General features: G+C 66.4%; 28 protein-coding genes. 15 read left to right on the forward strand and 13 right to left on the reverse strand.

The features are described 5' to 3' along the window. Positions 1 to 11: 11 nt before the first annotated feature. The 4 genes from ACJ7Z0_RS07105 to ACJ7Z0_RS07120 all read right to left on the reverse strand — a co-directional run bounded on the left by ACJ7Z0_RS07105 (position 12) and on the right by ACJ7Z0_RS07120 (position 5,600). Positions 12 to 200, reverse strand: a complete 189-nt coding sequence (locus ACJ7Z0_RS07105; RefSeq protein WP_434789270.1) for a hypothetical protein — start codon at positions 198 to 200, stop codon at positions 12 to 14. Beyond that, entirely contained in the window at positions 200 to 2,593 is a 2,394-nt protein-coding gene (gene parC / locus ACJ7Z0_RS07110) for a DNA topoisomerase IV subunit A (RefSeq protein ID WP_434789271.1), read from the reverse strand. The genes ACJ7Z0_RS07105 and parC overlap by 1 nt, the downstream gene beginning before the upstream one ends. A gap of 92 nt (positions 2,594 to 2,685) precedes the next feature. Continuing rightward, positions 2,686 to 3,576, reverse strand: a complete 891-nt coding sequence (locus ACJ7Z0_RS07115) for a lytic transglycosylase domain-containing protein (protein WP_434789272.1) — start codon at positions 3,574 to 3,576, stop codon at positions 2,686 to 2,688. Between the two features lie 26 nt (positions 3,577 to 3,602). Next, a complete protein-coding gene (locus ACJ7Z0_RS07120) occupies positions 3,603 to 5,600 on the reverse strand; it encodes a DNA topoisomerase IV subunit B (RefSeq protein ID WP_434789273.1) in 1,998 nt (665 codons plus the stop codon). 208 nt (positions 5,601 to 5,808) lie between these two features. Here ACJ7Z0_RS07120 and ACJ7Z0_RS07125 point away from each other — a divergent pair, with 208 nt between their 5' ends. From ACJ7Z0_RS07125 to ACJ7Z0_RS07150, 6 genes are all read left to right on the forward strand, one after another. Further along, a complete protein-coding gene (locus tag ACJ7Z0_RS07125; RefSeq protein ID WP_434789274.1) occupies positions 5,809 to 7,032 on the forward strand; it encodes an MFS transporter in 1,224 nt (407 codons plus the stop codon). Between the two features lie 21 nt (positions 7,033 to 7,053). After that, positions 7,054 to 7,194, forward strand: coding sequence for a hypothetical protein (locus ACJ7Z0_RS07130; protein WP_175543267.1), 141 nt, complete (start codon positions 7,054 to 7,056; stop codon positions 7,192 to 7,194). Positions 7,195 to 7,199: 5 nt separating this feature from the next. Next, positions 7,200 to 7,769, forward strand: coding sequence for a class I SAM-dependent methyltransferase (locus tag ACJ7Z0_RS07135; RefSeq protein ID WP_434789275.1), 570 nt, complete (start codon positions 7,200 to 7,202; stop codon positions 7,767 to 7,769). Positions 7,770 to 7,812: 43 nt separating this feature from the next. Beyond that, positions 7,813 to 8,739: a 4-hydroxy-tetrahydrodipicolinate synthase gene (dapA, locus tag ACJ7Z0_RS07140; protein ID WP_434792626.1), complete on the forward strand. Its 927-nt coding sequence runs from the start codon at positions 7,813 to 7,815 to the stop codon at positions 8,737 to 8,739. 147 nt (positions 8,740 to 8,886) lie between these two features. Further along, positions 8,887 to 9,975: an NlpB/DapX family lipoprotein gene (gene bamC, locus ACJ7Z0_RS07145; protein ID WP_434789276.1), complete on the forward strand. Its 1,089-nt coding sequence runs from the start codon at positions 8,887 to 8,889 to the stop codon at positions 9,973 to 9,975. A 5-nt stretch (positions 9,976 to 9,980) separates the two neighbouring features. After that, positions 9,981 to 10,757, forward strand: coding sequence for an MBL fold metallo-hydrolase (locus ACJ7Z0_RS07150; protein ID WP_434789277.1), 777 nt, complete (start codon positions 9,981 to 9,983; stop codon positions 10,755 to 10,757). Positions 10,758 to 10,853: 96 nt separating this feature from the next. Here the strand turns inward: ACJ7Z0_RS07150 and ACJ7Z0_RS07155 are convergent, their stop codons facing one another. From ACJ7Z0_RS07155 to ACJ7Z0_RS07165, 3 genes are all read right to left on the reverse strand, one after another. Then, entirely contained in the window at positions 10,854 to 11,123 is a 270-nt protein-coding gene (locus tag ACJ7Z0_RS07155) for a hypothetical protein (protein WP_431130043.1), read from the reverse strand. A gap of 93 nt (positions 11,124 to 11,216) precedes the next feature. Next, on the reverse strand, positions 11,217 to 11,732 hold the full coding sequence (locus ACJ7Z0_RS07160; protein ID WP_434789278.1) for a hypothetical protein: 516 nt from the start codon (positions 11,730 to 11,732) through the stop codon (positions 11,217 to 11,219). After that, positions 11,722 to 12,864, reverse strand: a complete 1,143-nt coding sequence (locus tag ACJ7Z0_RS07165) for a JmjC domain-containing protein (protein WP_434789279.1) — start codon at positions 12,862 to 12,864, stop codon at positions 11,722 to 11,724. The genes ACJ7Z0_RS07160 and ACJ7Z0_RS07165 overlap by 11 nt, the downstream gene beginning before the upstream one ends. A gap of 14 nt (positions 12,865 to 12,878) precedes the next feature. Between ACJ7Z0_RS07165 and ACJ7Z0_RS07170 the strand changes: the two genes are divergently transcribed. After that, positions 12,879 to 13,403, forward strand: coding sequence for an FKBP-type peptidyl-prolyl cis-trans isomerase (locus tag ACJ7Z0_RS07170; RefSeq protein WP_093017545.1), 525 nt, complete (start codon positions 12,879 to 12,881; stop codon positions 13,401 to 13,403). A gap of 89 nt (positions 13,404 to 13,492) precedes the next feature. Here the strand turns inward: ACJ7Z0_RS07170 and ACJ7Z0_RS07175 are convergent, their stop codons facing one another. From ACJ7Z0_RS07175 to coaBC, 4 genes are all read right to left on the reverse strand, one after another. Further along, a complete protein-coding gene (locus ACJ7Z0_RS07175; RefSeq protein ID WP_434789280.1) occupies positions 13,493 to 13,993 on the reverse strand; it encodes a glycine zipper 2TM domain-containing protein in 501 nt (166 codons plus the stop codon). Between the two features lie 159 nt (positions 13,994 to 14,152). Continuing rightward, entirely contained in the window at positions 14,153 to 14,599 is a 447-nt protein-coding gene (gene dut / locus ACJ7Z0_RS07180) for a dUTP diphosphatase (protein ID WP_431130032.1), read from the reverse strand. 2 nt (positions 14,600 to 14,601) lie between these two features. After that, positions 14,602 to 15,060: a hypothetical protein gene (locus ACJ7Z0_RS07185; RefSeq protein ID WP_431130029.1), complete on the reverse strand. Its 459-nt coding sequence runs from the start codon at positions 15,058 to 15,060 to the stop codon at positions 14,602 to 14,604. Continuing rightward, on the reverse strand, positions 15,060 to 16,283 hold the full coding sequence (coaBC, locus tag ACJ7Z0_RS07190) for a bifunctional phosphopantothenoylcysteine decarboxylase/phosphopantothenate--cysteine ligase CoaBC (protein WP_434789281.1): 1,224 nt from the start codon (positions 16,281 to 16,283) through the stop codon (positions 15,060 to 15,062). The genes ACJ7Z0_RS07185 and coaBC overlap by 1 nt, the downstream gene beginning before the upstream one ends. Before the next feature lie 151 nt (positions 16,284 to 16,434). Here coaBC and pyrG point away from each other — a divergent pair, with 151 nt between their 5' ends. The 8 genes from pyrG to ACJ7Z0_RS07230 are packed head-to-tail and all read left to right on the forward strand — an operon-like array spanning position 16,435 to position 23,256. Then, the gene (gene pyrG / locus ACJ7Z0_RS07195) at positions 16,435 to 18,114 is read left to right on the forward strand and encodes a CTP synthase (RefSeq protein WP_431130023.1); all 1,680 of its coding nucleotides are present in this window, start codon (positions 16,435 to 16,437) and stop codon (positions 18,112 to 18,114) included. A gap of 55 nt (positions 18,115 to 18,169) precedes the next feature. Next, positions 18,170 to 19,027 (forward strand): 3-deoxy-8-phosphooctulonate synthase, encoded by an 858-nt coding sequence (gene kdsA / locus ACJ7Z0_RS07200; protein WP_055805303.1) that lies wholly within the window; start codon positions 18,170 to 18,172, stop codon positions 19,025 to 19,027. Continuing rightward, positions 19,024 to 19,314, forward strand: coding sequence for a DUF1330 domain-containing protein (locus tag ACJ7Z0_RS07205; protein ID WP_434789282.1), 291 nt, complete (start codon positions 19,024 to 19,026; stop codon positions 19,312 to 19,314). The genes kdsA and ACJ7Z0_RS07205 overlap by 4 nt, the downstream gene beginning before the upstream one ends. A 38-nt stretch (positions 19,315 to 19,352) precedes the next feature. Next, complete coding sequence (gene eno / locus ACJ7Z0_RS07210; protein WP_055805298.1) at positions 19,353 to 20,636, forward strand: phosphopyruvate hydratase; 1,284 nt, start codon at positions 19,353 to 19,355, stop codon at positions 20,634 to 20,636. Between the two features lie 18 nt (positions 20,637 to 20,654). Continuing rightward, positions 20,655 to 20,933, forward strand: coding sequence for a cell division protein FtsB (gene ftsB / locus ACJ7Z0_RS07215; RefSeq protein ID WP_431130013.1), 279 nt, complete (start codon positions 20,655 to 20,657; stop codon positions 20,931 to 20,933). A gap of 27 nt (positions 20,934 to 20,960) precedes the next feature. Next, entirely contained in the window at positions 20,961 to 21,581 is a 621-nt protein-coding gene (pnuC, locus tag ACJ7Z0_RS07220) for a nicotinamide riboside transporter PnuC (RefSeq protein WP_434789283.1), read from the forward strand. Beyond that, complete coding sequence (locus tag ACJ7Z0_RS07225) at positions 21,578 to 22,276, forward strand: AAA family ATPase (RefSeq protein ID WP_434789284.1); 699 nt, start codon at positions 21,578 to 21,580, stop codon at positions 22,274 to 22,276. Before pnuC ends, ACJ7Z0_RS07225 begins: the two co-directional genes overlap by 4 nt. Continuing rightward, entirely contained in the window at positions 22,276 to 23,256 is a 981-nt protein-coding gene (locus ACJ7Z0_RS07230; RefSeq protein WP_434789285.1) for a hypothetical protein, read from the forward strand. Before ACJ7Z0_RS07225 ends, ACJ7Z0_RS07230 begins: the two co-directional genes overlap by 1 nt. Before the next feature lie 33 nt (positions 23,257 to 23,289). Here ACJ7Z0_RS07230 and hslO read toward each other — a convergent pair whose 3' ends face one another. Together hslO and ACJ7Z0_RS07240 are read right to left on the reverse strand one after the other, a co-directional pair. Beyond that, positions 23,290 to 24,297 (reverse strand): Hsp33 family molecular chaperone HslO, encoded by a 1,008-nt coding sequence (hslO, locus tag ACJ7Z0_RS07235; protein WP_431130001.1) that lies wholly within the window; start codon positions 24,295 to 24,297, stop codon positions 23,290 to 23,292. Between the two features lie 34 nt (positions 24,298 to 24,331). Beyond that, positions 24,332 to 24,856 (reverse strand): gamma carbonic anhydrase family protein, encoded by a 525-nt coding sequence (locus ACJ7Z0_RS07240; RefSeq protein ID WP_431129998.1) that lies wholly within the window; start codon positions 24,854 to 24,856, stop codon positions 24,332 to 24,334. Positions 24,857 to 24,867: the final 11 nt, after the last annotated feature.

Here is a 24,867-nt window from a genome sequence, read left to right on the forward strand (position 1 = left end):
GCAACAGCCCTCTAATTGCGCTCCTTGCGCTCGCGCGCCCGGCGCTGCTGCCGGGTTTCGTTGGCCTGCGCCGCGATGCGGTCCTTCTCGCGCTGCTTGGCCCCGCGCTTCAGGCGCATGCGGCGGCCGAACCAGAAGCTGGCAAGGCCGGTGACCACCGCAATGAAGAGGCCGATGACGCTGATGTCGATGCCGCCCATCACAGCACCCTCACGATGCTGGCCGGCTTGAAGCCGAGGTCGGCCGCCTTGCCCTTGCGCGCGCGGCTGCCGCGCGCGTTGTTGAGCGTGCGGATTTCCAGCGTCTCGTCGCGCTCCTTGCCACCGCGGCCGATGCCTTCGATCTTCACGCTGCGCGTGTAGGCCGCGGCGCCCGCCAGCGTGTCCTTCGCTTCCAGGTCGATCAGCGTGAGGCCGCGGCCGCCCTTGGGCAGGCTCTTGAGCTCGGTGATGTCGAAGGTCAGGATGCGGCCGCCGGTCGAGGCGCAGGCCACGTGCGTGGCCGCCGGCATCGGCTCCGCGCCGCTCGCGCCGCCCACCAGCGAGGGCCGGCAGAGCTGCTCGCCCTCGCCCACGTCGATGAAGGCCTTGCCGCCGCGCTGGCGCGACATCATGTTCTCGACCGTGGCGATGAAGCCGTAGCCGCCTGTATTGGCCAGCAGCACGCTTGCGCCCACCGGCCCCGCGAAGAAATGCGTGACGTGCGTGCCGGCATCGAGTTCGATGAGCGTGGTCACGGGTTGGCCGTCGCCGCGCGCGCCAGGGAGCGACGCCACCGGCACCGTGTAGACGCGCACCGATTTGTCCTTGGCGCTACCGAAGACCAGCAGCGTGTCGACGCTGCGGCATTCGAAGGCGCCGTAAAGGGCATCGCCGGACTTGAAGCTGTATTCGGGTGCCGCAGAGCCGTTGGCGCCGTTCTTCTCGCTGGCCCAGCCCTTCTGCGCACGGACCCAGCCCTTCTGCGAAACGATCACGGTGACGGGCTCGTCGACCACCTTGACTTCGGCCACGGCACGCTTCTCGGCCTGGATCAGCGTGCGGCGCGGGTCTTCGAAGGTCTTGGCGTCGGACTCGATCTCCTTCACCAGCAGGCGGCGCAGCGCGGTCGGGCTGCCGAGGATGTCTTCGAGCTTTTTCTGATCTTCGCGCAGGCCTTTCAGCTCCTGCTCGATCTTGATGGCCTCGAGCCGCGCGAGTTGGCGCAGCCGGATTTCAAGGATGTCCTCGGCCTGGCGTTCGCTGAGGTTGAAGCGCGCGATGAGCGCGGCCTTCGGGTCTTCCGCTGCGCGGATGATCGCAATCACCTCGTCGATGTTGAGCAGCACCAGCTGCCGGCCTTCGAGGATGTGGATGCGCTCCAGCACCTTGTTGAGCCGATGTCGCGAGCGCTTTTCAACCGTGATCTCGCGGAACGCGATCCACTCGTTGAGCATCTGGCGCAGCGACTTCTGAGTGGGCTTGCCGTCGATGCCCACCATCGTGAGGTTGATCGGCGACGAGGTTTCGAGCGAGGTCTGCGCGAGCAGCGTGGTGATGAACTCGTCCTGGCTGATGCGCGAGGTCTTGGGCTCGAACACCAGGCGCACCGCGGCGTCCTTGCTGGATTCGTCGCGCACCACGTCGAGCACCGAGAGCATCGCGGCCTTCAGCTGGGTCTGGTCGGCGGAGAGGGCCTTCTTTCCGGCCTTGACCTTCGGGTTGGTGATTTCCTCGATTTCCTCGAGCACCTTCTGCGTGCTGACGCCGGGCGGCAACTCGTTGACCACGAGCTGCCACTGGCCGCGCGCAAGATCTTCGATCTTCCAGCGCGCGCGCACCTTGAGGGAGCCGCGGCCGGTGCGGTAGGCGTCGGCGATGTCGGCCGGGCCACTGATGATCTGGGCGCCGCCGGGATAGTCGGGGCCGGGCACGATCTGCAGCAGCTCCTCGTCGCTGAGCTTGCCGTTCGCCTTGATCAGCGCCACGCAGGCATCGGCGATCTCGCGCAGGTTATGGCTCGGGATCTCGGTGGCCAGGCCGACCGCGATGCCGCTGGCGCCATTGAGCAGCGTGAACGGCAGGCGCGCGGGCAAGAGGCGCGGTTCTTCGGTGCTGCCGTCGTAATTGGGAATGAAGTCGACCGTGCCTTCGTCGATCTCGTCGAGCAGCAGGCTGGTGATGCGCGCGAGCCGCGCCTCGGTGTAGCGCATGGCCGCGGCGCCGTCGCCGTCGCGGCTGCCGAAGTTGCCCTGGCCGTCGACCAGCGGGTAGCGCTGCGAAAAATCCTGCGCCATGCGCACCAGCGCGTCATAGGCCGCTTGGTCGCTGTGCGGATGGAAGCGGCCGAGCACGTCGCCCACCACGCGCGCGCTCTTGACGGGCTTGGCACCCACGGTGCCGTTGGCGCCGCCAAAGCCCAGGCCCATGCGCGACATCGAATAGAGGATGCGCCGCTGCACCGGTTTCTGGCCGTCGGACACGTCGGGGAGCGCGCGGCCCTTGACCACGCTGAGCGCGTATTCGAGATAGGCGGTTTGTGCGTAATCGGCCAGCGTGAGGGTGGTGTCGCCGTCGGTGGGACCCTGGAGATCGAGCGGAGGTTGGGAGTCCATGTAGAAGAGAAAAAGAAAAACAGTTGTCGGGCCGTGCGCCTTTTATGCGCTCAACCCAGTGATCGGCGACGAAAAACGCGGATGCGGCATGTTCAGGACAGCGGCACTTCCGCTGTGCCGTCCGATACCGTCGGCTGCTCGGGCATGTCGGGCATGGCCGGCATGCCGCTTGGCGAGTCGGGCGGCAGGTTGCCACGGCCCAGGGCGCCGCCCTTCGGCACCGTGAGCTCCATGCGAATGCGCCCCGGCGCCTTGCCGCCGCGCGCATTGCTGCCACCTCCACCGCCCAGCGCCGCCGACGGCTTGAGGTAGGCGTAGAGCTGCAGCACCGTCTGCACGTAGTTCTGCGTTTCCTTGTAGTTCGGAATCTTGTTGCCCGCGCGCTGCACGGCGCCCTCGCCGGCGTTGTAGGCGGCCAGCGCCAGTTCGATCTGGCCCGGGAACATGGCGATCAGGTCGCGCAGGTAGCGCGAGCCGGCGGCGATGTTGATGCGCGGATCGAACAGCTTCTTTTCGATGCTGCTGCGCTTGTCCGCCGAGACGCCGTAGCGCTGCGCGGTGCCTGGCATGAGCTGCATGAGCCCCATCGCGCCCTTGGGCGACACGGCCTGCGCATCGAAGCCCGACTCGGTGGCGATCAGCGCCTGCAGCAATTCGTAGTCGATCGAATGCTTGTCCGCCGCATCGCGCAGCGCGGCCTTCGCGGTCTTGTAGCTGGGCGAGGCTTCGAAAAGAGCGAGCAGGGTCTGCGACGCTTGCGGCACCTTCCCATCGAGCTTGCGCCCGCCGCGTCCGAATGGCGACACGCCCTGCGAGGTGTCGAAGCTCTGGCCCCGGCGAAAGAAGATCTGGTAGCGCTCGTCGATCTTTTCCGCCGCGAAATGGGCCACGCCCTTGCTGTCGACGTAGCCGTAGATGTCAGCGGCGTGCGCCAGCCCCTGCTGCGTGCAAAGCAGCAGCAAGGCCAGGAACAACGGACGCATGAAATCTGAAATTTTCACGAGGGTGGTCAAACATCGATGTCGACATCGTCAGCGCGCAGTTCCATCAGCTCGCGCCGAGCCGCTGCCTCGCCCTTGCCCATGAGCTTGGTGATCTCCCCTTGGGTGGACGTGAAGTCGAAGCGTCCCAGCTGCACCTTCATCAGGCGCCGGGTGTCCGGATTGAGCGTGGTTTCCCACAATTGTTCCGCGCTCATCTCTCCCAGACCCTTGAAGCGGCTGATGTTCCAGGCGCCTTCGCGCACGCCGTCCTTGCGCAGTTTATCCAGGGTGGCGGTCAGTTCGCCCTCGTCGAGCGCATAGACCTTGGAAGCCGGTTTCTTGCCGCGCGCCGGGGCGTCCACGCGAAAGAGTGGCGGCTTTGCGACATAAACATGGCCGGCTTCGATGAGTTTCGGAAAGTGCCGGAAGAACAGCGTGAGCAGCAGCACCTGGATGTGCGAGCCGTCCACGTCGGCATCGGAAAGGATGCAGATCTTGCCGTAGCGCAGGCCGCTCATGTCGGGCGTGTCGGCGGGGCCGTGCGGATCGACGCCCACGGCCACCGAGATGTCGTGGATTTCGGTGTTGGCAAAGAGCCGGTCGCGCTCGACTTCCCAGGTGTTCAGCACCTTGCCGCGCAGCGGCAGGATGGCCTGGCTTTCCTTGTCGCGGCCCATCTTGGCGCTGCCGCCGGCGGAGTCGCCCTCGACCAGGAAGACTTCGTTGTGGCTGATGTCCTTGCTCTCGCAATCCGTCAGCTTGCCGGGCAGCACGGCCACGCCGGAGCCCTTGCGCTTCTCGACCTTCTGGCCTGCGCGCTGGCGCGTCTGCGCGGCCTTGATGGCCAGTTCGGCCAACTTCTTGCCGTAGTCGACGTGCTGGTTGAGCCACAGCTCGAGCGCGGGACGCACGAAGCTCGACACCAGCCGCACCGCATCGCGCGAGTTGAGCCGTTCCTTGATCTGGCCCTGGAACTGCGGGTCGAGCACCTTGGCACTCAGCACGTACGAAGCGCGCGCGAACACGTCTTCGGGCAGGAGCTTCACGCCCTTGGGCAGCAGCGAGTGCAGTTCGATGAAACCCTTCACCGCCGTGAACAGGCCGTCGCGCAGGCCGCTTTCATGGGTGCCGCCGGCGCTGGTGGGAATCAGGTTGACGTAGCTCTCGCGCACCGGCTGGCCGTCTTCGGTGAAGGCCACGCACCAGTCGGCGCCCTCGCCTTCGGCGAAATTGTCGGCGTTCTTGTCGGCATGGCCGCTGCCTTCGAAGAGCGGAATCACCGGGTCGCCGCTCAGCGTCTGCATCAGGTAGTCGCTCAGGCCGCCCTTGTAGAGCCACTGCTGCGTTTCCTTGGTCTTCTCGACCGTGAGCGTGACGCTCACGCCCGGCATCAGCACGGCCTTGCTGCGCAGCAGGTGCGTGAGTTCGCTCATGGGCAGCGCGGCGGTCTCGAAATACTTGGCGTCGGGCCAGGCGCGCACGGTGGTGCCCTGGCGGCGCTCGCCGGCCTCGAGCTTGCGGATTTCGAGCGCCTCGATCACGTCGCCGGCGCTGAACGCCAGCCTGGCCACGGAGCCTTCGCGATGCGAGACGACTTCGAGCCGCTTGGACAGCGCATTGGTCACCGACACGCCCACGCCGTGCAGCCCGCCCGAGAAGCTGTAGGCGCCACCCGAGCCCTTGTCGAACTTGCCGCCCGCGTGCAGCCGGGTGAACACCAGCTCGACCACCGGGGCCTTTTCTTCAGGGTGCAGGCCGAACGGAATGCCGCGGCCGTCGTCTTCGATGCTGACCGAGTTGTCGGCGTGCAGCGTGACCTTGATCTTCTTGCCGTAGCCCGCCAGCGCCTCGTCGGCTGCGTTGTCGAGCACTTCCTGGATGATGTGCAGCGGGTTGTCGGTCCGGGTGTACATGCCCGGTCGCTGCTTGACGGGCTCCAGGCCCTTGAGCACGCGGATGGAGCCTTCCGAATACCCGGAGGACGCGGACGATGAACTGGGGGGAGTCTTGAGGGGAGTCGCCATGGGGGCGGATTGTAGTCAGTCGAACCGAAATGACTGGATACCCATACAGGAACATCGCCCGGCAACTGCTCCATGCCATCGAATTTCGCGGCGTTCACGGCGCCGGTCTGCTTTGATGCCCGGGGCGCATCAAAGCACTGGCTATAAATCATCAATGGCGCAAGGCCCCTCCACCTGCCAGAGGATGCAAGTCGCTACATTCGACGCAATGCAAGCCTCCCCTCCCACTCTCTCGATCAAGCAGGTGCTGATCTGCGGCGCCATGATCGTCACGCTTTCGATGGGTATTCGCCACGGCTTCGGCCTCTGGCTGCAGCCGATCACCCAGGCGCAGGACTGGACGCGCCAGACCTTCTCGTTCGCGCTGGCCGTCCAGAACCTGTCGTGGGGCATCTTCGGCGTGTTCGCGGGCATGGTGGCCGACCGCTTCGGTGCCTTCCGAGTTCTGATCGCGGGCACGGCGTTCTATGCGCTGGGCCTGCTGGGCATGGCGTATTCGCCCACGCCGCTGCTGTTCACGCTGAGCGCCGGCGTGCTGATCGGCGCGGCGCAGGCGGGCACGACCTATGCGGTCGTCTACGGCGTGATCGGGCGCCAGATTCCGGCCGAGCGTCGCTCGTGGGCCATGGGCGTGGCGGCGGCGGCGGGCTCGTTCGGCCAGTTTTTGATGGCACCCATCGAGGGCCGATTGATCGGCAGCCTTGGCTGGCAGACCGCGCTGGCGGTGGTGGCGGTGCTGGCTCTGGTGATCGTGCCGCTGGCCTTCGGCCTGCGCGAGCCGCAGCGCGGGGCGCTGGCCGGCCGCCGCGACCAATCGGTGCTGCAGGCCGTGGGCGAGGCCTTCCGCTACCCCAGCTTCGGCCTGCTGATGGCCGGATACTTCGTCTGCGGCTTCCAGCTTGCGTTCATCGGCATCCACATGCCGACCTACCTGCGCGACCAGCGCCTGGCGGCCGACGTGGCGGGCTACGCGCTGGCGCTGATCGGGCTCTTCAACGTGTTCGGCGCCTACACGGTCGGGCTGCTGGGGCAGAAGCTGGCCAAGCGCAAGATCCTGGCGGCCATCTACCTTGCGCGGGCGGTGTCGATCATGCTGTTCCTGCTGATGCCGATTTCGCCGCTCAGCGTGTATGTGTTCTCGGCGGCCATGGGCTTTCTGTGGCTTTCGACCGTGCCCGCCACCAATGCGATCATCGCGGGCATCTTCGGGGTGGCACACCTGTCGATGCTCAGCGGCTTCGTGTTCCTGAGCCACCAGGTGGGGTCGTTCATCGGCGTCTGGCTCGGCGGCTACCTGTACGACACCACCGGGAGCTACGACATCGTCTGGTACATCGCCATCGCCCTGGGCGTGTTCGCGGCGCTGATCAACCTGCCGGTCAAGGAAAGCGCCATTGCGCGCGGCGGCCGGCCGGCCGCGGTGCCGGGCTGACGACGGAGAATGGACCGATACATGACTTCGCAGTTGCGCCATCGCCTCGTGCATGCCGGCTGGCTGGCCGGCGCGCTGGCGGTGCTGGGCGGCGTTTTCGCGCTCTACGTTCACCCGAGCTTTCTGGTGACACTGGTCGACCAGGTCTGGTCCTGCTTCTGATCGCCATGAAAGACATGGCAAACCCGCACGCCGGACTGGCGCCCTCGGAATGGATCGTGAAGTGGTCGCACCTGCTCGCGCCCGGCGCCACCGTGCTCGACGTGGCCTGCGGCCCGGGGCGGCACATGCAATGGTTCGCGGCGCGCGGGCATGCGGTCACCGGCGTCGATCGCTCACCGGAAGCCACCCAGGCCGCAGGTGCCTTCGGCCATACCCTGACCGCCGACATCGAATCCGGCCCCTGGCCTTTCGCGGGCGAGGCTTTCGGCGCAGTGGTCGTCACCAACTACCTGTGGCGGCCGCGCTTGGCTGACATCGTGGCCGCGGTCGCGCCGGGTGGCGTGCTGCTCTACGAAACCTTTGCCGCCGGCAACGAAAGCGTGGGCAAGCCCTCGCGCCCGGACTTCCTGCTGCAGCCCGGCGAACTGCTGGCCGCCTGCCGGGAGCTGCGCGTGGTGGCCTATGAAGACGGCTTTCTTGACGAGCCGCCACGCTTCGTTCAGCGCATTGCCGCCGTCCGTGCCGGCGAGGCCGGCCCGGGCCAGCCCGCGCGCCATCCGCTGCGGGGAAACTGACCCCACCGGGGGGCCGGTTTCCGCCGACCCCAGAGTAAGTAGAATCGGCGCTTTCGTCCACCGACAGAGAGATTCCCCCTTGGAGCAACTGACAGGCAGCATCGTCGCTCTCGTCACGCCGATGCACGACGACGGCAGTGTCGACTATCCCGCCCTGCGCCGGCTGATCGACTGGCACATCGACGAAGGCACCGACTGCCTCGGCGTGGTCGGCACCACCGGCGAATCGCCCACGGTCGACGTGGAAGAGCATTGCGAAATCATCCGCGTGGCGGTCGAGCAGGCCAAGGGCCGCGTGCCCGTGATGGCCGGCTGCGGCGCCAACTCGACCAAGGAAGCCATCGAGCTCGCCCGCTTCGCCAAGGGCGTGGGCGCCGATTCGCAGCTGCAGGTCGTGCCCTACTACAACAAGCCGACGCAAGAAGGCCAGTACCAGCACTTCAAGGCCATCGCCGAAGCCGTGGGCGACCTGCCCACCGTGCTGTACAACGTGCCCGGCCGCACCGTGGCCGATATGGCGCACGACACCGTGCTGCGCCTGGCCCAGGTGCCGGGCATCATTGGCATCAAGGAAGCCACCGGCAACATCGAACGCGCGCAGTGGCTCATTCGCGACCTGCCCAAGCACTTTGCCGTGTATTCGGGCGACGATCCGACCGCCGTGGCCCTCATGCTCTGCGGCGGCCAGGGCAACATCAGCGTCACGGCCAACATCGCGCCGCGCAAGATGCACGAACTGTGCGTTGCGGCCATTGCAGGCGACGTGCGGCGCGCCATGGAGATCCAGTTCGAGCTCATGCCGCTGCATCGCCATCTGTTCGTCGAGCCCAATCCGATCCCGGTCAAGTGGGCCATGTCCAGGCTCGGCCTGTGCGGAGGCACGCTGCGGCTGCCACTCACCGAGCTGGCCGAAGCGAACCAGCCCGTGGTCGAGGCCGCCCTGCGCGCCACCGGCCTGCTGAAGGGCTGAGCCGGCGCGCCGCTCCTCGACACCCCCTGCACTTCTTTTTCGCCTGCCGCACCAAGGTCAAGCAACCTTTTGCCCGAACCGTGCTCAGAGAGTGCGGGCAATGCGGCCCCTAGATTGATCGAACCCATTCCAACAAGGAAGACGACGTTGAAGAACCTTTCGCACATCTCGCGATTCGCACTGCTGGCCCTCGTTGTCAGCCTCGCCGCCTGCTCCGTCCTCGAGAGCGACAAGATCGACTACAAGAGTGCCGGCAAGGCCCCGACGCTCGAAGTTCCGCCCGACCTGTCGCAGCTTTCGCGCGAAAACCGCTATGCGGTGCCGGGCGGCGCGGTCACGGCCAACGCCTACCAGGCCGGCGTTGCCAACGCGCCGGGCATTCCGACCGCGGTGGCCAACATCGGCGACGTGCGCATGGAGCGCTCGGGCACGCAGCGCTGGATCATCATCAACCGCTCGCCCGACCAGCTTTGGGACCCGGTGAAAGACTTCTGGCAGGAAAGCGGCTTCCTCCTGACCACCGAGCAGCGCAACCTTGGCATCATGGAAACCGACTGGGCCGAGAACCGCGCCAAGCTGCCGCAGGACATCATCCGTGGCACGCTGGGCAAGCTGGTCGATTCGGTCTACTCGACCGGCGAACTCGACCGCTTCCGCACCCGCCTGGAGCGCACGCCCACCGGCACCGAGATCTTCATCAGCCACCGCGGCATGCAGGAGGTCTACAACAACAGCCGACAGGACCAGACCGTGTGGCAGCCCCGCCCGAGCGACCCTGAACTCGAAACCGAGTTCCTGCGCCGCCTGATGGTCAAGCTCGGCGTCTCGCAAGAGCAGTCGAAGATCCTGGCCGCAACCACCGCGCCGACCAAGACCGCAACCGTTGCCGCCGTCAGCGGCCAGCCGGTCGTGCAGATCAGCGAAGGCTTCGACCGCGCATGGCGCCGCGTGGGCCTGGCACTCGACCGCACCGGCTTCACCGTGGAAGACCGCGACCGCAGCGCCGGCCTCTACTACGTGCGCTACGTGACGCCGAACCCCGACAAGAAGGAACCCGGCTTCTTCGGCAAGCTGTTCAGCAGCTCGAGCAAGAACGAGTCCCCGATCAAGTTCCGCATTCTCGTGAAGAGCCAGGGCGAGAGCACCACCGTCTCGGTCCTGAACGAATCCGGCGCGCCCGAAACCTCGGCCAACGCACAGCGCATCGTCCAGGTCATTGCCGACGACCTGAAGTAACCCGCATGCTCCGCTTCCGAAGCCTCGGCAGCGGCAGCACGGGCAACGCCGCGCTGGTCGAATCCACCAGCGGCGGCCGCACCTCTCGGCTCCTGATCGACTGCGGCTTCGGCCTGCGGCAGCTCGATCTGCGGCTCGCCAAGGCGGGCCTCGCGGCCGGCGACATCGACGCGATCTTCGTCACCCACGAGCACGGCGACCACATCGGCTGCGCCCATTCGCTGTCGCGGCGCAGCCGCATTCCCGTGTGGATGAGCGAAGGCACCTGGCTCGCCACCGGCGCACGGGATTTCGAAGGCCGGCTCAACCTCGCGCGGGACGATGCGGAATTTGCGGTCGGCGACATCGCGGTGCGGCCCTTTACCGTGCCGCACGATGCGCGCGAGCCGCTGCAGCTGCGCTGCTCCGACGGCGCCCGCACCCTGGGCGTACTCACCGACCTGGGCCATGCCACGGCCCACGTGCTTTCCAGGCTCAGCGGCGTGCATGCGCTGCTGCTCGAGTTCAACCACGACAGCGAACTGCTGGCCAATTCGGCCTATCCGGCATTTCTCAAGCTGCGCGTGGGCGGCAAGCATGGCCACTTGTCGAACACGGCGGCCGCGGACATTGCGCGCGCGGTGCGCCACGACGGCCTGCGCCATGTGGTCGCGGCGCATCTGAGCGAGCAGAACAACCGTCCCGAGATCGTGCGGCGCCTGATGGCCGACGCCCTCGGCGGCCACGAGGCCGAGATGCTCACGGCCAGTGCGTCGGAAGGCTCACCCTGGCTGGACGTCTGAGCGCAACAGCCCGCCTGCCCTTTTCGAGCCCCATGCAAAAAGCCGCCCCAGGGCGGCTTTTTGCCGGGCGCATGAAACGCCCCGTGCGGGCCTTGCTTACTGCTTTGGCGCCTGGTTCTTCTTGGCAGCCTCTGTCGCGGCATTGGCGGCGTCCAGAGCCGACGAGGCGCCCGGCGAAGGCGTTGCAGCGGCGGGATCGCTGGTCGACGGCGCCGGGGCAACCGCAGGCGGCGGAGGCGCCGGCTCGGTGACCGGCGCGGGCGGTGGGGTCACGACCGCCGGCGCGGCATCCTCTTTCTTTCCGCAAGCCACGAGTGCGGCAGCGGCGATCAGCGAGGCGAGCAGGACGGAAGACGACTTCTTCATGGAAACTCCTTTGGCGATGGACATCTGAACGAAAAAATTCTAGACCCGCATCACTGCCCGTTTGTGTCTCGCAGCCTCATTCGCGGCATTGGCTTACAAGCCCAGTGTCGATGCCGGAAATGCGGGCCGACCTGCCCGCCAAGATTCATCAATTGTTTCTCGAAGTTCGCGCCGCGCACGCGGGTCGAAGCCACACACGCCGCGGCTGCGTTCCGGATCGTGCCGGTGCGCGAACCAATCGGGAGTCCAGATGGCACTCGGCACCGCGGGGCTCCCCGCCTCCGGCCGGACCGCCCTGCATTCGATGATGTGGTCCCACATGCGCCGCCAGGGCACCAGCCGCGTGTGAGCACGTTCGATGACGTCGAAGCGCTGTCCCAGCAGGATGAACCGGCGGCCGGTGGCCGACCACGCCTGTAGCGCCTGGATGCTGGCCCGCTCGCCGAGCGGCCAATCGGCAAAGTCGGGGTCGCTGAGAACCAGTTCCCTCCAGCCTTGGCGCGACGCGTTCTCGAGCGCAGCCCGCACGATGCCCTCGAAGGCCTCGCGGCCATCGAACCGTCCTTCGGGCAGGGACGGTTCCGAAGGCACGGGCGTCTCAGCCTGCATGAACCCACCCCGCTTCGCACCACTCGGCCAAGAGCGCCAGCGCACCCTCGCTCGCACGCGCCAGTTCGCGTGGACCGAGCGCGCGCCGGTCGGCCAGCCGCCGCATCAGCGTTGCATCGGCCCCGCCGGCGCGAAAGCTCTCGCCGTTGATGTACAGGTGCCGCGCGTCGTAAAGCATGCGCGTGCGGCGGTCGAGCACCACCTGGTTCAACCCATCCGGCGCTTCGGCACCTTCGTCGAACCAGACATTGGCCTTGGGCTCCGTGAGCGATTCGCCCAGTGCGCGGTCGATCGCGTCGGGGTCGCGCAGTGCGGCATCGACGGCCTTGCGCGCGAAGGCCTGCAGCGCGGCCGGCATGGCGGCCGGCGCATCGACCGCGGGCTGCGTCGGATCGCGGTAGCGCGCCAGCTCGGCCGGGCCCGCATCTTCGAGCGCCTCCGAATAGGCCTGCGCGATGCGTGCCAGCAGGTCGGCGCCAAGCTCGCCCACCGCGGACGAACGCAGGCCGATGGAGCAGGTCATGCAGTCGTCGCCAACCGCCACGCCATCGTGCGCATAGCGCGGCGGCAGATAGAGCATGTCGCCCGGCTCGAGCACAAAACTTTGCTCGGGCTCGAAATGCTCGAGGATCTTGAGCGGCACGCCCTGCTGCAGGCGCAGGTCGCTCTGCTTGCCGATCGACCAGCGCCGCGTGCCCTGCGCCTGCAGCAGGAACACGTCGTAGCTGTCGAAATGCGCGCCCACGCCGCCCTGGTCGCTCGCGTAGCTGATCATCAGGTCGTCCAGCCGTGCGTCGGGCAGAAAGCGGAACTGCTGCAGCAATGCATGCACGCCGTCGTGATGCAGGTCGACGCCCTGCACCAGCAGCGTCCATGCGGGCTGCTTCAGCGGCGGCAGCGCACGCCGCGCAAGCGGCCCGTGCCTGAGCGTCCAGCCGGCCTTGCCTTGGCGGATGAGGCGCGATTCCACGTCCTCACGCTCGGCCAGGGCGAACAGCGCGCCGCGCTCGATCGGTGGCACCATGGCGGGGATGGCCTGGCGCACCAGCAACGGTTTTTTCTGCCAATACTGCCGCATGAACTGCGCGGCGCTCAGGCCGCCGAGCAACGGCAGCGGTTGTGAAGTCTCCATGGGAGAATTCTGCAATGGAAATCTCTGAACAATGCGTGGTCGGCCTGACCTGGACAATGAAAGACACTCTGGGCGAAGTGTTGGACGTGCTCGACGAACCGGTGGAATTCATGGTCGGGGGCGATGACCTCTTCGACGTGATCGAAGCCGCCCTGCAGGGCCATGAGCCCGGTGCGCGGGTGCAATTGCAGCTCGAGCCCGAGCAGGGCTTCGGCGACTTCAACGATCAGCTGCTCTTTCTCGAGCCGCGCTCGCTGTTTCCCGAAGGCACCGAGGAAGGCATGACCTTCGACGGCGCGGCACTGCCCAAGGGCGTGAGCGACGCCATGCCCAAGGACGTGATCTACACCGTGGCCGAAATCTACCCGGAGCACCTGGTGCTGGACGGCAACCATCCGCTCGCGGGCATCGCGATCCGGCTCGACATCACGGTGCGCTCGGTGCGCGAAGCCACGGAAGAAGAAGTCGGCAGCGGCACTGCGGGCACGGCCTTTTTCAAGGTGCCTCCAACGGCGCCGGGCAACGATCTGCTGCACTGACCGAAAGGCGGACGTACCGCTGCCGCAGCCAGCAAAAAGCCGGGCACTGCCCGGCTTTTTGCTGCTCGCGAAAACCGCCGCAAGGCGGGTTACATGCGCGAGATCTGGCCGTTGTCGATGCGCACGCGGTCGCCGATGCGCAAGTCGCCCGGGTGCTGCACGTCGAAGGCCCGATAGCCGCCGCGATCGGTCTGCACGGAGATGCGATAGCTCTCGTAGGCGCGCGGGCCGTTGCGCTGTGCCTCGATGGTGTTGCCCAGCAGCGCACCGCCCACGATGCCGAGGGCGGTTGCCGCGGCGCGGCCGCTGCCGTGCCCGAACTGGTTGCCCACCACGCCGCCCACGACACCACCCGCCACGGCGCCACCGCCGGTGGTGCCGGTGCCGCCGGTTTCACTGCGCATCACTTCGATATTGGCCACGTGGCCATACTCGACATACGCCGCCTCCTGGTACGGAACGGCCTGTGGCGGCGCCTGGTAGGGGTAGCGCGTGGTGTGATAGACCGGCGCGGGAGCGACGCAGGCCGTGAGCGTGGCAAGCGCCAGCGCGGAAGCGCCGATGGAAACGAAGCGCGTTGAAATTTTCATGTTGAAGGCTCCTCGAAATAATGGGTGCATTCGGATGCACCAAGCCTGTGTCTAACGCCCTTCCCGCAAGAGGGATGACGCGTGACACACACCGAAACGTAGGAGCGGGCCGCGAACTGACGGTTCCGATCTTTACCGGCCCGATACGCGAAGACGAGGTCAGTGCTTGCCGGTGGACCCGTAGCCGCCCTCGCCTCGTTGCGAAGCTGCAAATTCTGTGACCACGCGAAACTCCGCCTGCACCACGGGTACGATCACGAGCTGCGCGAGCCGCTCCATCGGCTGGAGCACGAAGGGCGTGTCGCTGCGGTTCCATGCGCTGATCTTCAGTTCGCCCTGGTAGTCGCTGTCGATCAGGCCCACGAGATTGCCCAGCACGATGCCGTGCTTGTGGCCGAGGCCGGAGCGCGGAAGGATCAGCGCCGCATAGCCCGGGTCCGCCAGGTGGATCGCGATGCCGGTGCCCACGAGCTGCCACGCATTGGGCTCCAGCGTGATGGGTGCATCGAGGCAGGCCCTGAGATCGAGCCCTGCGCTGCCGGGGGTGGCATAGGCGGGCAATTGATCCACCATGCGTGGATCGAGGATACGAACGTCTACTTTCACTTCTACTTGCCTTGCTTGTGTTGCTGTTCTTTTTGCTTGCGGGCGGCTTCCTCGAGCACCTGCTGCCACTTGGCGACACCGGGTGAAAGCTTCAGGCCCTTGAACTTGCTGGCGAGCCAGAGGGCCGCACCGAACAAGACCACCAGCACGACCACGGGCACGCCGGCCGACCACAGCGCCAGGAGGACCAGCGCGCCCACCACGCCGATGATCTTGAGCGCCGCAGGCGGGAACGCCCCGAAGCCTGGCGCCGAGGTATCGCCGTTCGAGGATTCGCGCCGCTGTGCCGCAGCCGCCGCGGCGCCCTGCGCGCCCGGTGCACCCGGCGCAGGCGTCATGCCCACGTCGAGCCCGTGATCGCCTTCGTGCGCTGCCCGCTTGGGCAATGCAGCCTGAGCGGACAGCCGCTCCACGTAGCTGGCGAAATCGCCATTGGGCGGTGTGTTCCATTGGGGATTCATCAGACCCTCCAGTCAGGCAGTCGTGCGGCGATCTCGGTCATGAGTTCGCGCGCCAGGGTGAGCTTGGGCGCGCGCGGCAGCTCGCGCGTGCGCTTTGCGTCCACGAGGAGCAGCGCATTGTCGTCCTGCCCGAAAGTCAGCGGGCCGATGTTTCCGACCAGGAGCGGAATTCCCTTGCGCTCGCGCTTGGCCTTGGCGTGCTCCACCAGGTTCTCGCTCTCGGCCGCGAAGCCCACGCAGAACAGCTTGCGCGACTGGGCGCGCTCGCTCTTGGCGACGGCAAGCAAGATGTCGGGGTTCTCGACGAAATTCAGCACCGGCGTCTTGCCACTGCCGTCCTTCTTGATCTTTTGCTCGCTGTGCGTCGCGGGGCGCCAGTCGGCCACGGCTGCCGTCGCTATAAAAATGCTAGCAGACTGCGATGCACGCAGGGTTGCTTCGAGCATGTCCTCGGCCGAAAGCACGTCGATGCGGTTGACCCCGCGCGGGGTGGGCAGGTGCACCGGGCCGGCCACCAGCGTCACTTCGGCGCCGGCCTCGCGGGCAGCGCGCGCAATCGAAAAACCCATCTTGCCGGATGAATGGTTGGTAATGCCGCGGATGGGGTCGAGCGGCTCGAACGTGGGGCCCGCGGTCACCAGCACTTTCTGGCCCGCAAGCAGTTTCGGCGCAAAGAAGGCCGTGACGTCCTCGAGCAGCTGCGGCGGCTCGAGCATGCGTCCGTCGCCGGTCTCGCCGCAGGCCTGCCAGCCGTTGCCCACGCCCAGCACCGTGGCACCGTCGGCCGCCACCTGCATCAGGTTGCGCTGGGTGGCGGGATGCGCCCACATCTCGCGGTTCATGGCCGGCGCAATCAAGAGCGGCACGCGGTCCATCGGACGGGCCAGGCACATCAGGCTCAGCAGGTCGTCGGTTCTTCCCTGCACCAGCCGCGCGATGAAGTCGGCGCTGCAGGGCGCGAGCACGATGGCATCGGCCTCGCGGCTCAGGTTGATGTGCGGCATGTTGTTGGGCTCGCGCGTGTCCCACTGCGAGGTGTAGACCGTGCGCCCCGAAAGCGCCTGCATCGTGACCGGCGTGATGAACTGCTCGGCCGCCTCGGTCATCACGACCTGGACGGTGGCGCCCGCCTTGACGAACAGGCGGCACAACTCGGCCGACTTGTAGCAGGCGATACCGCCAGTGAGGCCCAGGACGATGTGTTTGCCGGCGAGATCTTGCATGGGGCGTATTGTTGCTCACCCCCAGCCCGCCCGCACTTCGGGCGGCCGTGCGCAGCGGCCCCTTCGAAAGATGTCCTTGGCGGAAGGTGTCGCAATGGGCACACCTATAATCAGCATTTCCCACTGCCCGGTCCTCGCGTCCGGAACTGGCATGACCAAATTTGTCTTCGTCACCGGTGGTGTCGTATCTTCCCTTGGCAAGGGAATCGCCTCCGCCTCTCTCGCTGCGATCCTCGAATCGCGCGGCCTCAAAGTCACCCTCATCAAGCTGGATCCGTACATCAATGTCGATCCCGGCACGATGTCGCCGTTCCAGCATGGCGAGGTGTTCGTCACCGACGACGGTGCCGAGACCGACCTCGACCTCGGCCACTACGAGCGCTTCATCACCACGCGGATGCGCAAGGCCAACAACTTCACCACCGGCCAGATCTACAAGACCGTGCTCGAAAAAGAGCGCCGCGGCGACTATCTCGGCAAGACGGTGCAGGTGATCCCGCACATCACCAACGAGATCCAGGAATACATCAAGCGCGGCGCCGGCCTGGGCACCGCGCATGAAGTGGACGTGGCCATCGTCGAAATCGGCGGCACGGTGGGCGACATCGAATCGCTCCCGTTCCTCGAAGCCGTGCGCCAGATGAGCCTGCGCATGGGCCCGAACAACTCGGCCTTCGTGCACCTGAGCTACGTGCCCTGGATCGCCGCCGCCGGCGAGCTCAAGACCAAGCCCACCCAGCACACCGCCAAGGAACTGCGTGCCATCGGCATCCAGGCCGATGCGCTGCTGTGCCGCGCCGACCGTCCGATTCCCGACGACGAACGCGCCAAGATCTCGCTGTTCTCGAACGTGCCCGAATGGGGCGTGATCTCCATGTGGGACGTCGACACCATCTACAAGGTGCCGCGCATGCTGCACGAGCAGGGCCTGGACGGCCTCATCTGCGACAAGCTGCGCATCAACACGCCGCCGGCCAAGCTGCAGCGCTGGGACGAGCTGGTGTACGAGGTCGAGCATCCGCAGCAGGAAGTGAGCATTGCCATGGTCGGCAAGTACGTCGACCTGTCCGACAGCTACAAGTCGCTGAACGAAGCACTGCGCCACGCTGGCATGAAGAACCATGCCCGCGTGAAGATCGACTACATCGATTCCGAAACCATTTCGGCGCAAGACGTCTCGCGGCTTGCCAAGTACGACGCGATCCTGGTGCCTGGCGGCTTCGGCCAGCGCGGTGTCGAGGGCAAGATCTCGGCTGCCCGCTTTGCACGCGAAGGCAAGGTGCCCTACCTCGGCATCTGCCTTGGCATGCAGGTGGCCACCATCGAATACGCGCGCCACGTGGCGGGCCTCAAGAACGCCAACAGCACCGAGTTCGACCCCGAGACGCCCTGCCCCGTGATCGCGCTGATCACCGAGTGGAAGGACGCCGACGGCACCGTCAAGACACGCAACGAGAAGTCCGACCTCGGCGGCACGATGCGCCTGGGCGCGCAGAGCTCCGACGTTACGGCCGGCACGCTGGCCCACAGCATCTACGGCGACGTGGTGACCGAACGCCATCGCCACCGCTACGAAGCCAACGTGAACTACCTCGACGAGTTGCGCGCCGCAGGCCTCGTGATTTCCGCGCTGACGCAGCGCGAACACCTGACCGAAATCGTCGAACTGCCGCAGGACGTGCACCCCTGGTACATGGGCGTGCAGTTCCACCCCGAATTCAAATCGACGCCGTGGAGCGGGCATCCGCTCTTCAATGCCTTCATCAAGGCGGCGCTCGAGCACAAGGCCCGCAGCGCGGGCGGTGCAAAGAACCTGAAGGCAGTCGCATGAGCCGCCGGGCCGCTCCCAAGGCGAATGACGAAGTGCGCAGCACGGAGACATCCCTATGAAACTTTGCGGATTCGACATCGGGCTCGACCAGCCCTTCTTCCTGATTGCCGGACCCTGCGTGGTCGAGTCCGAGCAATTGCAGATGGACACGGCCGGCACGCTGAAGGAAATCACTTCCTCGCTCGGCATTCCGTTCATCTTCAAGAGCAGCTTCGACAAGGCCAACCGGTCGTCGGGCACCAGCTTTCGCGGCCCGGGCCGCGAGAAGGGCCTCGAGATCCTGGCCAAGGTGAAGCGCGAGCTGGGCCTGCCCGTGCTGACCGACGTGCACACCGAAGACGACATCACCGAGGCCGCCAAGGTGGTCGACGTGCTGCAGACCCCCGCCTTCCTGTGCCGCCAGACCGACTTCATCCGCGCGGTGGCGCAGTCGGGCAAGCCGGTCAACATCAAGAAGGGCCAGTTCCTCGCGCCGCACGACATGAAGAACGTGATCGACAAGGCGCGCGCGGCTGCCAAGGAAGCGGGTCTGCCCGAAGACAGCTTCATGGCCTGCGAACGCGGCGCGAGCTTTGGTTACAACAACCTGGTGTCGGACATGCGTTCGCTCGCCATCATGCGCGAGACTGGCGCACCGGTCGTGTTCGACGCCACCCACTCGGTGCAGCTGCCGGGCGGCCAGGGCACGAGCTCGGGCGGCCAGCGCGAAATGGTGCCGGTGCTGTCGCGCGCGGCCGTGGCCGTGGGCGTGGCCGGACTCTTCATGGAAACGCACCCCGACCCTGCCAAGGCGCTGAGCGACGGCCCCAATGCCGTGCCGCTCAAGCACATGAAGGCCCTGCTCGAAACGCTCGTGGCGCTCGACCGGGTCACCAAGAAAAACGCATTCCTGGAGGACGTCTTCCAATCATGAGCAGTGGTTATGTCATCGCCCACGTCGAGGTCACCAACCCGGCGCAGTACGAGGAATACAAGAAGTGGTCGAGCGCGGCCATGCAGGCGCATGGCGCCGAAGTGTGCGTGCGCGGCGGCCAGGTCGAAGTGCTCGAGGGCGACTGGTCGCCTTCGCGCATCGTCATCCTGAAATTTCCCAGCTTCGAGAAGGCCAAGGCCTTCTACGAATCGCCCGAATACCTTAAGGCGCGCGAAGCGCGCGCCGGTGCCGCCGTCATGCGCATGATCGCGGTCGAAGGCATTTGATTATTTGAGTTCGAGACTGAAAAGAGAAAGAGAAACGCATGAGTGCAATCGTTGACATCGTCGGCCGCGAAATCCTCGACAGCCGCGGCAATCCCACAGTCGAGTGCGACGTGCTGCTCGAATCGGGCACCATGGGCCGCGCGGCCGTGCCCTCGGGCGCATCGACCGGTTCGCGCGAAGCCATCGAGCTGCGCGACGGCGACAAGAAACGCTATCTCGGCAAGGGCGTGCTCAAGGCCGTGGAAAACATCAACACCGAGATCTCGGAATCCGTGCTCGGCCTGGACGCGAGCGAACAGGCCTTCCTCGACCGCACGATGATCGACCTGGACGGCACCGACAACAAGGGCCGCCTGGGCGCCAACGCCACCCTCGCCGTCTCGATGGCCGTGGCACGCGCTGCGGCCGAAGAGTCGGGCCTGCCGCTGTACCGCTACTTCGGCGGCATGGGCGGCATGCAGCTGCCGGTGCCGATGATGAACGTCATCAACGGCGGCGCGCACGCCAACAACAGCCTCGACCTGCAAGAGTTCATGATCATCCCCGTGGGTGCGCCGAGCTTCCGCGAGGCCGTGCGCTACGGCGCCGAGGTGTTCCACGCGCTCAAGAAGATCCTGGGCGACCGCGGCATCAGCACGGCGGTCGGCGACGAAGGCGGTTTCGCGCCCAGCGTCGAGAGCCATGAAGCAGCCATCCAGCTGATTCTCGAAGCCATCGACAAGGCCGGCTACGTGGCGGGCGAGCAGATTGCGCTCGGCCTCGATTGCGCCGCCAGCGAGTTCTACAAGGACGGCAACTACGTGCTCTCCGGCGAGAACCTCACGCTGTCGGCCGGCAACTGGGCCGACATGCTGGCCACCTGGGTCGACAAGTACCCGATCATCAGCATCGAAGACGGCATGCACGAAGGCGACTGGGACGGCTGGAAGCTGCTCACCGACCGCCTCGGCAAGCGCGTTCAGCTGGTGGGCGACGACCTGTTCGTCACCAACACCAAGATCCTGCAGGAAGGCATCGACAAGGGCATTGCCAACTCGATCCTGATCAAGATCAACCAGATCGGCACGCTGACCGAGACCTTCGCCGCCATCGAGATGGCCAAGCGCGCGGGCTACACGGCCGTCATCTCGCACCGCTCGGGCGAAACCGAAGACAGCACCATCGCCGACATCGCGGTGGGCACCAACGCCGGCCAGATCAAGACCGGTTCGCTCTCGCGCTCCGACCGCATCGCCAAGTACAACCAGCTGCTGCGCATCGAAGAAGACCTCGGCGACATCGCCAGCTACCCCGGCCGCGGCGCGTTCTACAACCTGAAGTAGCGCCCGAAGCCGGCGGCAATGCGCTCGCGCCTCGTTCCACCCATCGTGCTGTTGCTGCTGCTGGTCATCCTGCAGTGGCAGCTGTGGAACGGGCGCGGCAGCGTGCGCGACGTGTCTCAGCTGCAGACCAAGCTGGCGGAGCAGAAAGAGGCCAATGCCAAGGCCACGGTGACCAACGAGCGGCTGGCCTCCGAGGTCAACGACCTCAAGGTCGGCCTCGAGATGGTCGAAGAGCGCGCGCGACAAGAATTGGGCATGGTCAAGCCCAACGAAGTGTTCGTTCAGGTGACACACTGAACACGCACTGAACGAGACTTCACCGCTGTGCCCGAGTTCTTCTCGGCCCCCGCCTTCGCGCTCTGGGGCTCACCGGTCAGCTGGCTCGAACTCGTGGCCGCCGTGCTGGCGCTTGCGATGGTCGGCTGCAACATGCGCGAAGTCCATTGGGGCTGGCCGCTCGCGATCGTCAGTTCGCTGCTCTACGTGGCTGTGTTCGCACAGGCGCGCATCTATGGCGACGCCTCGCTCCAGGTGTTCTTCGCGATCGTCGCGTTCTGGGGCTGGTTTCAGTGGCTGCGGGGCCATCGCGCCGATGGCAGCGCATTGCAGGTCAGCCGGCTTTCGCCGCGCGGCATCGCGTTTTCGCTGGTGGCCTGCGCACTGGCGTGGCCCGCGGTCGCGCTCTTCCTGCACCGCTTTACAGACACCGACGTGCCCTGGTGGGACGGGTTCTCGACCGGGCTCAGCCTCGTCGGGCAGTTTCTGCTCGGGCGCAAGTTCATCGAGAACTGGCTTGTGTGGCTGGCGGTGAACATCGTGAGCGTGGGCCTGTTCATCCACAAGGGCCTGTGGCTCACGGTCGGTCTCTACGCCATATTCGCGGTGCTCAGCGTGGCGGGCTTTCTTGCATGGCGCACGCGCATGCCCGAGGCCGCGCGCGCATGACTCCCATGCTGCCAGTCGGATGCGTCATTGCGCTGCTCGGCGCCGAGAGCACCGGCAAGACCGAACTCGCCCGCGCGCTCGTGCAGCGCCTGCAAGAGCGCGGCATTGCCACCACGATGGTGGGCGAATACCTGCGCGAATGGTGCGACCGCGAAGGCCGCACGCCCCGCCCCGACGAGCAGCGGTCCATTGCCCAAGAGCAGACCCGCCGCATCGACGCCGCGGCCGCCGCGGGCGTGGTGGTGGCCGACACCACCGCCCTCATGACCGCGGTCTACAGCGAGCAGCTGTTCGGCGACACCTCGCTCCATGCCGACGCGCTGGCGGCGCAGGCGCGCTATGCCATCACCCTGCTGACCGCGCTCGACATTCCATGGGTTGCCGACGCATTGCGCGACGGCGACCACGCGCGCGAACCCACCGATGCGCTGGTGCGCGCGGCGCTGACGGGCGCAAGGCTTTCTTTCGCGGTGGTGCACGGCACCGGCAGCGAAAGGCTCTCCAGTGCGTGGAACGCCATCAATTCCATTGCCGGGAGCGAAGGCCGGCCCCGCGCACGAGGCCGCTTCGATTCGAAACCGGCCTCCTGGTCATGGCCTTGCGAGAAGTGCTCCGACCCGGAATGCGAACATCGGCTCTTCAGCGATCTGATCGGACGCCGCGACAATCCCTCGACCCCCAGCTCGGAGATCTGATGTTCCCGCTTCGTTTCTCTCATCACCCCGCTGGCTGCGCCAGCCTCTTGCTTGCCGCACTGCTCGCAGCCGGCGCCGCCACGGCAGCGCCCGTCGCCGCCACGGTGGAAAACGCCACCACGCCCACGGCCTGCGCCGAGGAAGACAACGTCTCGCTGGTGCTGCACGGCGCAGGCATCCGGCGCATGCGCATCGAGGCGCTGCAGCCGGCTTACCTGGACAGCATCGGCAACGACACCACCGCACCCGACTTCTCGAACTGCAACTTCGACGGCGGGGCACACCCCACCGATCCGGCCCACAAATTCAAGCCCCGCCGCGTGGTGCTGCTCGACGATGCGCAGTGGCGCATCGTCGGCATGACCTTGCCGAGTTTCTGGCGGCCGCAGCAGGTGCCGGTGCGGGTGGGCGCGCGCACGGACCGCGGCTTTCACATGCTGCAGATCTTCCGCAAGGAGGAAGGCAAGGCGCTCGAAGCGCTGGTGCTCTACCCGGCCGACGGCTACTGGCGCATCAAGCCGCTGCCGGAAGAACGCTTCGGCGACGGGGTGTACGGCTCTTCGTTCCTGCTCGGCCCGGTCGAACAGGGCAGCCGGCCGGTGGTCGACATCGCGTCGATCCGCATCGTGCCCAAGCCCCTGGCCATTCACCTGCGTTTCGTCGGGGGCGGCAGCGCCGTGGCCAAGGTGTCCGAGATCAGCCGCACGCGCACCGCGCTCGACGTGCGGCTCTCGTCGCCGACGGCCAATGCCCGGCCCTTTGCCGTGCTGCGCTCGATGTACGTGACGCCCGACAACGCCGACGTGAGCGAGGTGCGGTGGCAGGAGTCGCCCGATGCCGCGGAGCAGGTGATGTCCCTGTCCGAACTGAAGACGCTGAGCGGCACGCACCTGCGTTTCGGACGCAGCCTGCCTTCGCGCCACAACACCAGCGCACCCGACATCGTGTTCAGCGACTTCGACGACAAGGTGCCGCGCTGATCGAGGCTGCCGGCTTCGCCGAGGGCGCTGCCGTTACTGGACGACGGAGCTGCCCGGAACCTGGTCGCCCGGCGGCTTGAAGAGCTGCGCGGTATCGACCGCGTCGAAGCGGTACTGCTTGCCGCAGAAGTCGCAGCCCACCTCGATGTCGCCACGCTCGACGAGGATCTCCTCGGCTTCTTCCACGCCGAGCCCGCGGATCATCTGCGCCACGCGGTCGCGGCCGCAGGTGCACGCGAAATGCGGTCCGAGCAAGCCCGCCTGGGGTTCGAAGCGCAGCAACTTTTCTTCCCAGAACAGGCGGCGAAGAATGGTCTCGATGTCGAGCGTGAGCAGCTCGTCGCGCGTGAGGCTCGAGGCGAGGATCGAGATGCGGTTGTAGTCCTCGTTCAGGCCGATCTGGTCCTGGTTGGCCTGGTCGTGGTCCTTGTCGGCGGTGCCGGACTGGCCTTCGAGGTTGCCCTCGCCCTTCACCGGCAGGCGCTGGATGAGCAGGCCGGCCGCCACCTTGTCGTCGGCGGCGAGCACCAGCGTGGTGTCGAGCTGCTCGCTTTGCAGCATGTAGTGCTGCAGCACGTCGCTGAGCTTGCCGAGTTTCTCGCCCTCGTCGTCGAAGAGCGGCACCACGCCCTGGTAAGGCGTCGTGCCCGGCAGCTTGTCCTTGGGGTCGAGCGTGATCGCGCAGCGGCCCTTGTTGTTCTCGTTCACCATCTCGGGCAGGCGCGCATCGGCCGGCAGGTCGCCGATCACCTTGGCGGTGGCGCGCAGGCTCAGGTCGGGCTTGGCCTCGGCCACCGCCACCTTGACCGGGCCGTCGCCGAAGATCTGCAGGATCAATGCGCCGTTGAACTTGATGTTCGCCTGCATCAGCGTGGCCGCGGCGGTCATCTCGCCGAGCAGCTCGGCCACGGGCGGCGCATAGGCGCCGGTCGCGGTGTTGGAGGCGCGCCGCGCCAGGATTTCCTGCCACGCATCTGTCAGGCGCACGATCATGCCGCGCACCGGCAGGCCATCGAACAGGAATTTGTGCAGCTCGCTCAAAACGGATTCTTCTTTCTGTTGGGCCTGCGCGGGGTCAGGCAATCTTCTTGAGGCCCTTCGCATAGCGAACGGCGTTTTTGACGTAATGGTCGGAGCCGTGGCGCAAACGGGCGGCGTCTTCGTCGCTGATCGTGCGCATCACCTTGGCGGGCGAACCGAAGATCAGGGAATTGTCGGGAAACTCCTTGCCCTCGGTCACGACGCTGCCGGCACCGACAATCGAATTGCGGCCGATCTTCGCGTTATTCAAGACCACGGCCTGGATGCCGATCAGCGAGTTGTCGCCGATGGTGCAGCCATGCAGCATGACCTGGTGGCCGATGGTGACGTTCTCGCCGATGGTGAGCGGGCTGCCGGGGTCGGAATGCAGCATGGACATGTCCTGCACGTTGCTGTTGCGCCCGATGGTCATCGTCTCGTTGTCGCCGCGCAGCACCGCACCGAACCAGATGCTCGCGTTCTCGCCCAGCTGCACGTTGCCGATCACTTCCGCGCTGTCGGCAACCCATGCGCCGGTGCCGAGTTGCGGCGCAACGCCGTCGAGTTCATAGAGGGCCATCGTGGAGTCTC

Origin of the sequence: Variovorax palleresanus (assembly GCF_051144945.1) — a bacterium.
GTDB classification, from domain to species: Bacteria; Pseudomonadota; Gammaproteobacteria; order Burkholderiales; family Burkholderiaceae_C; genus Variovorax; species Variovorax paradoxus_S.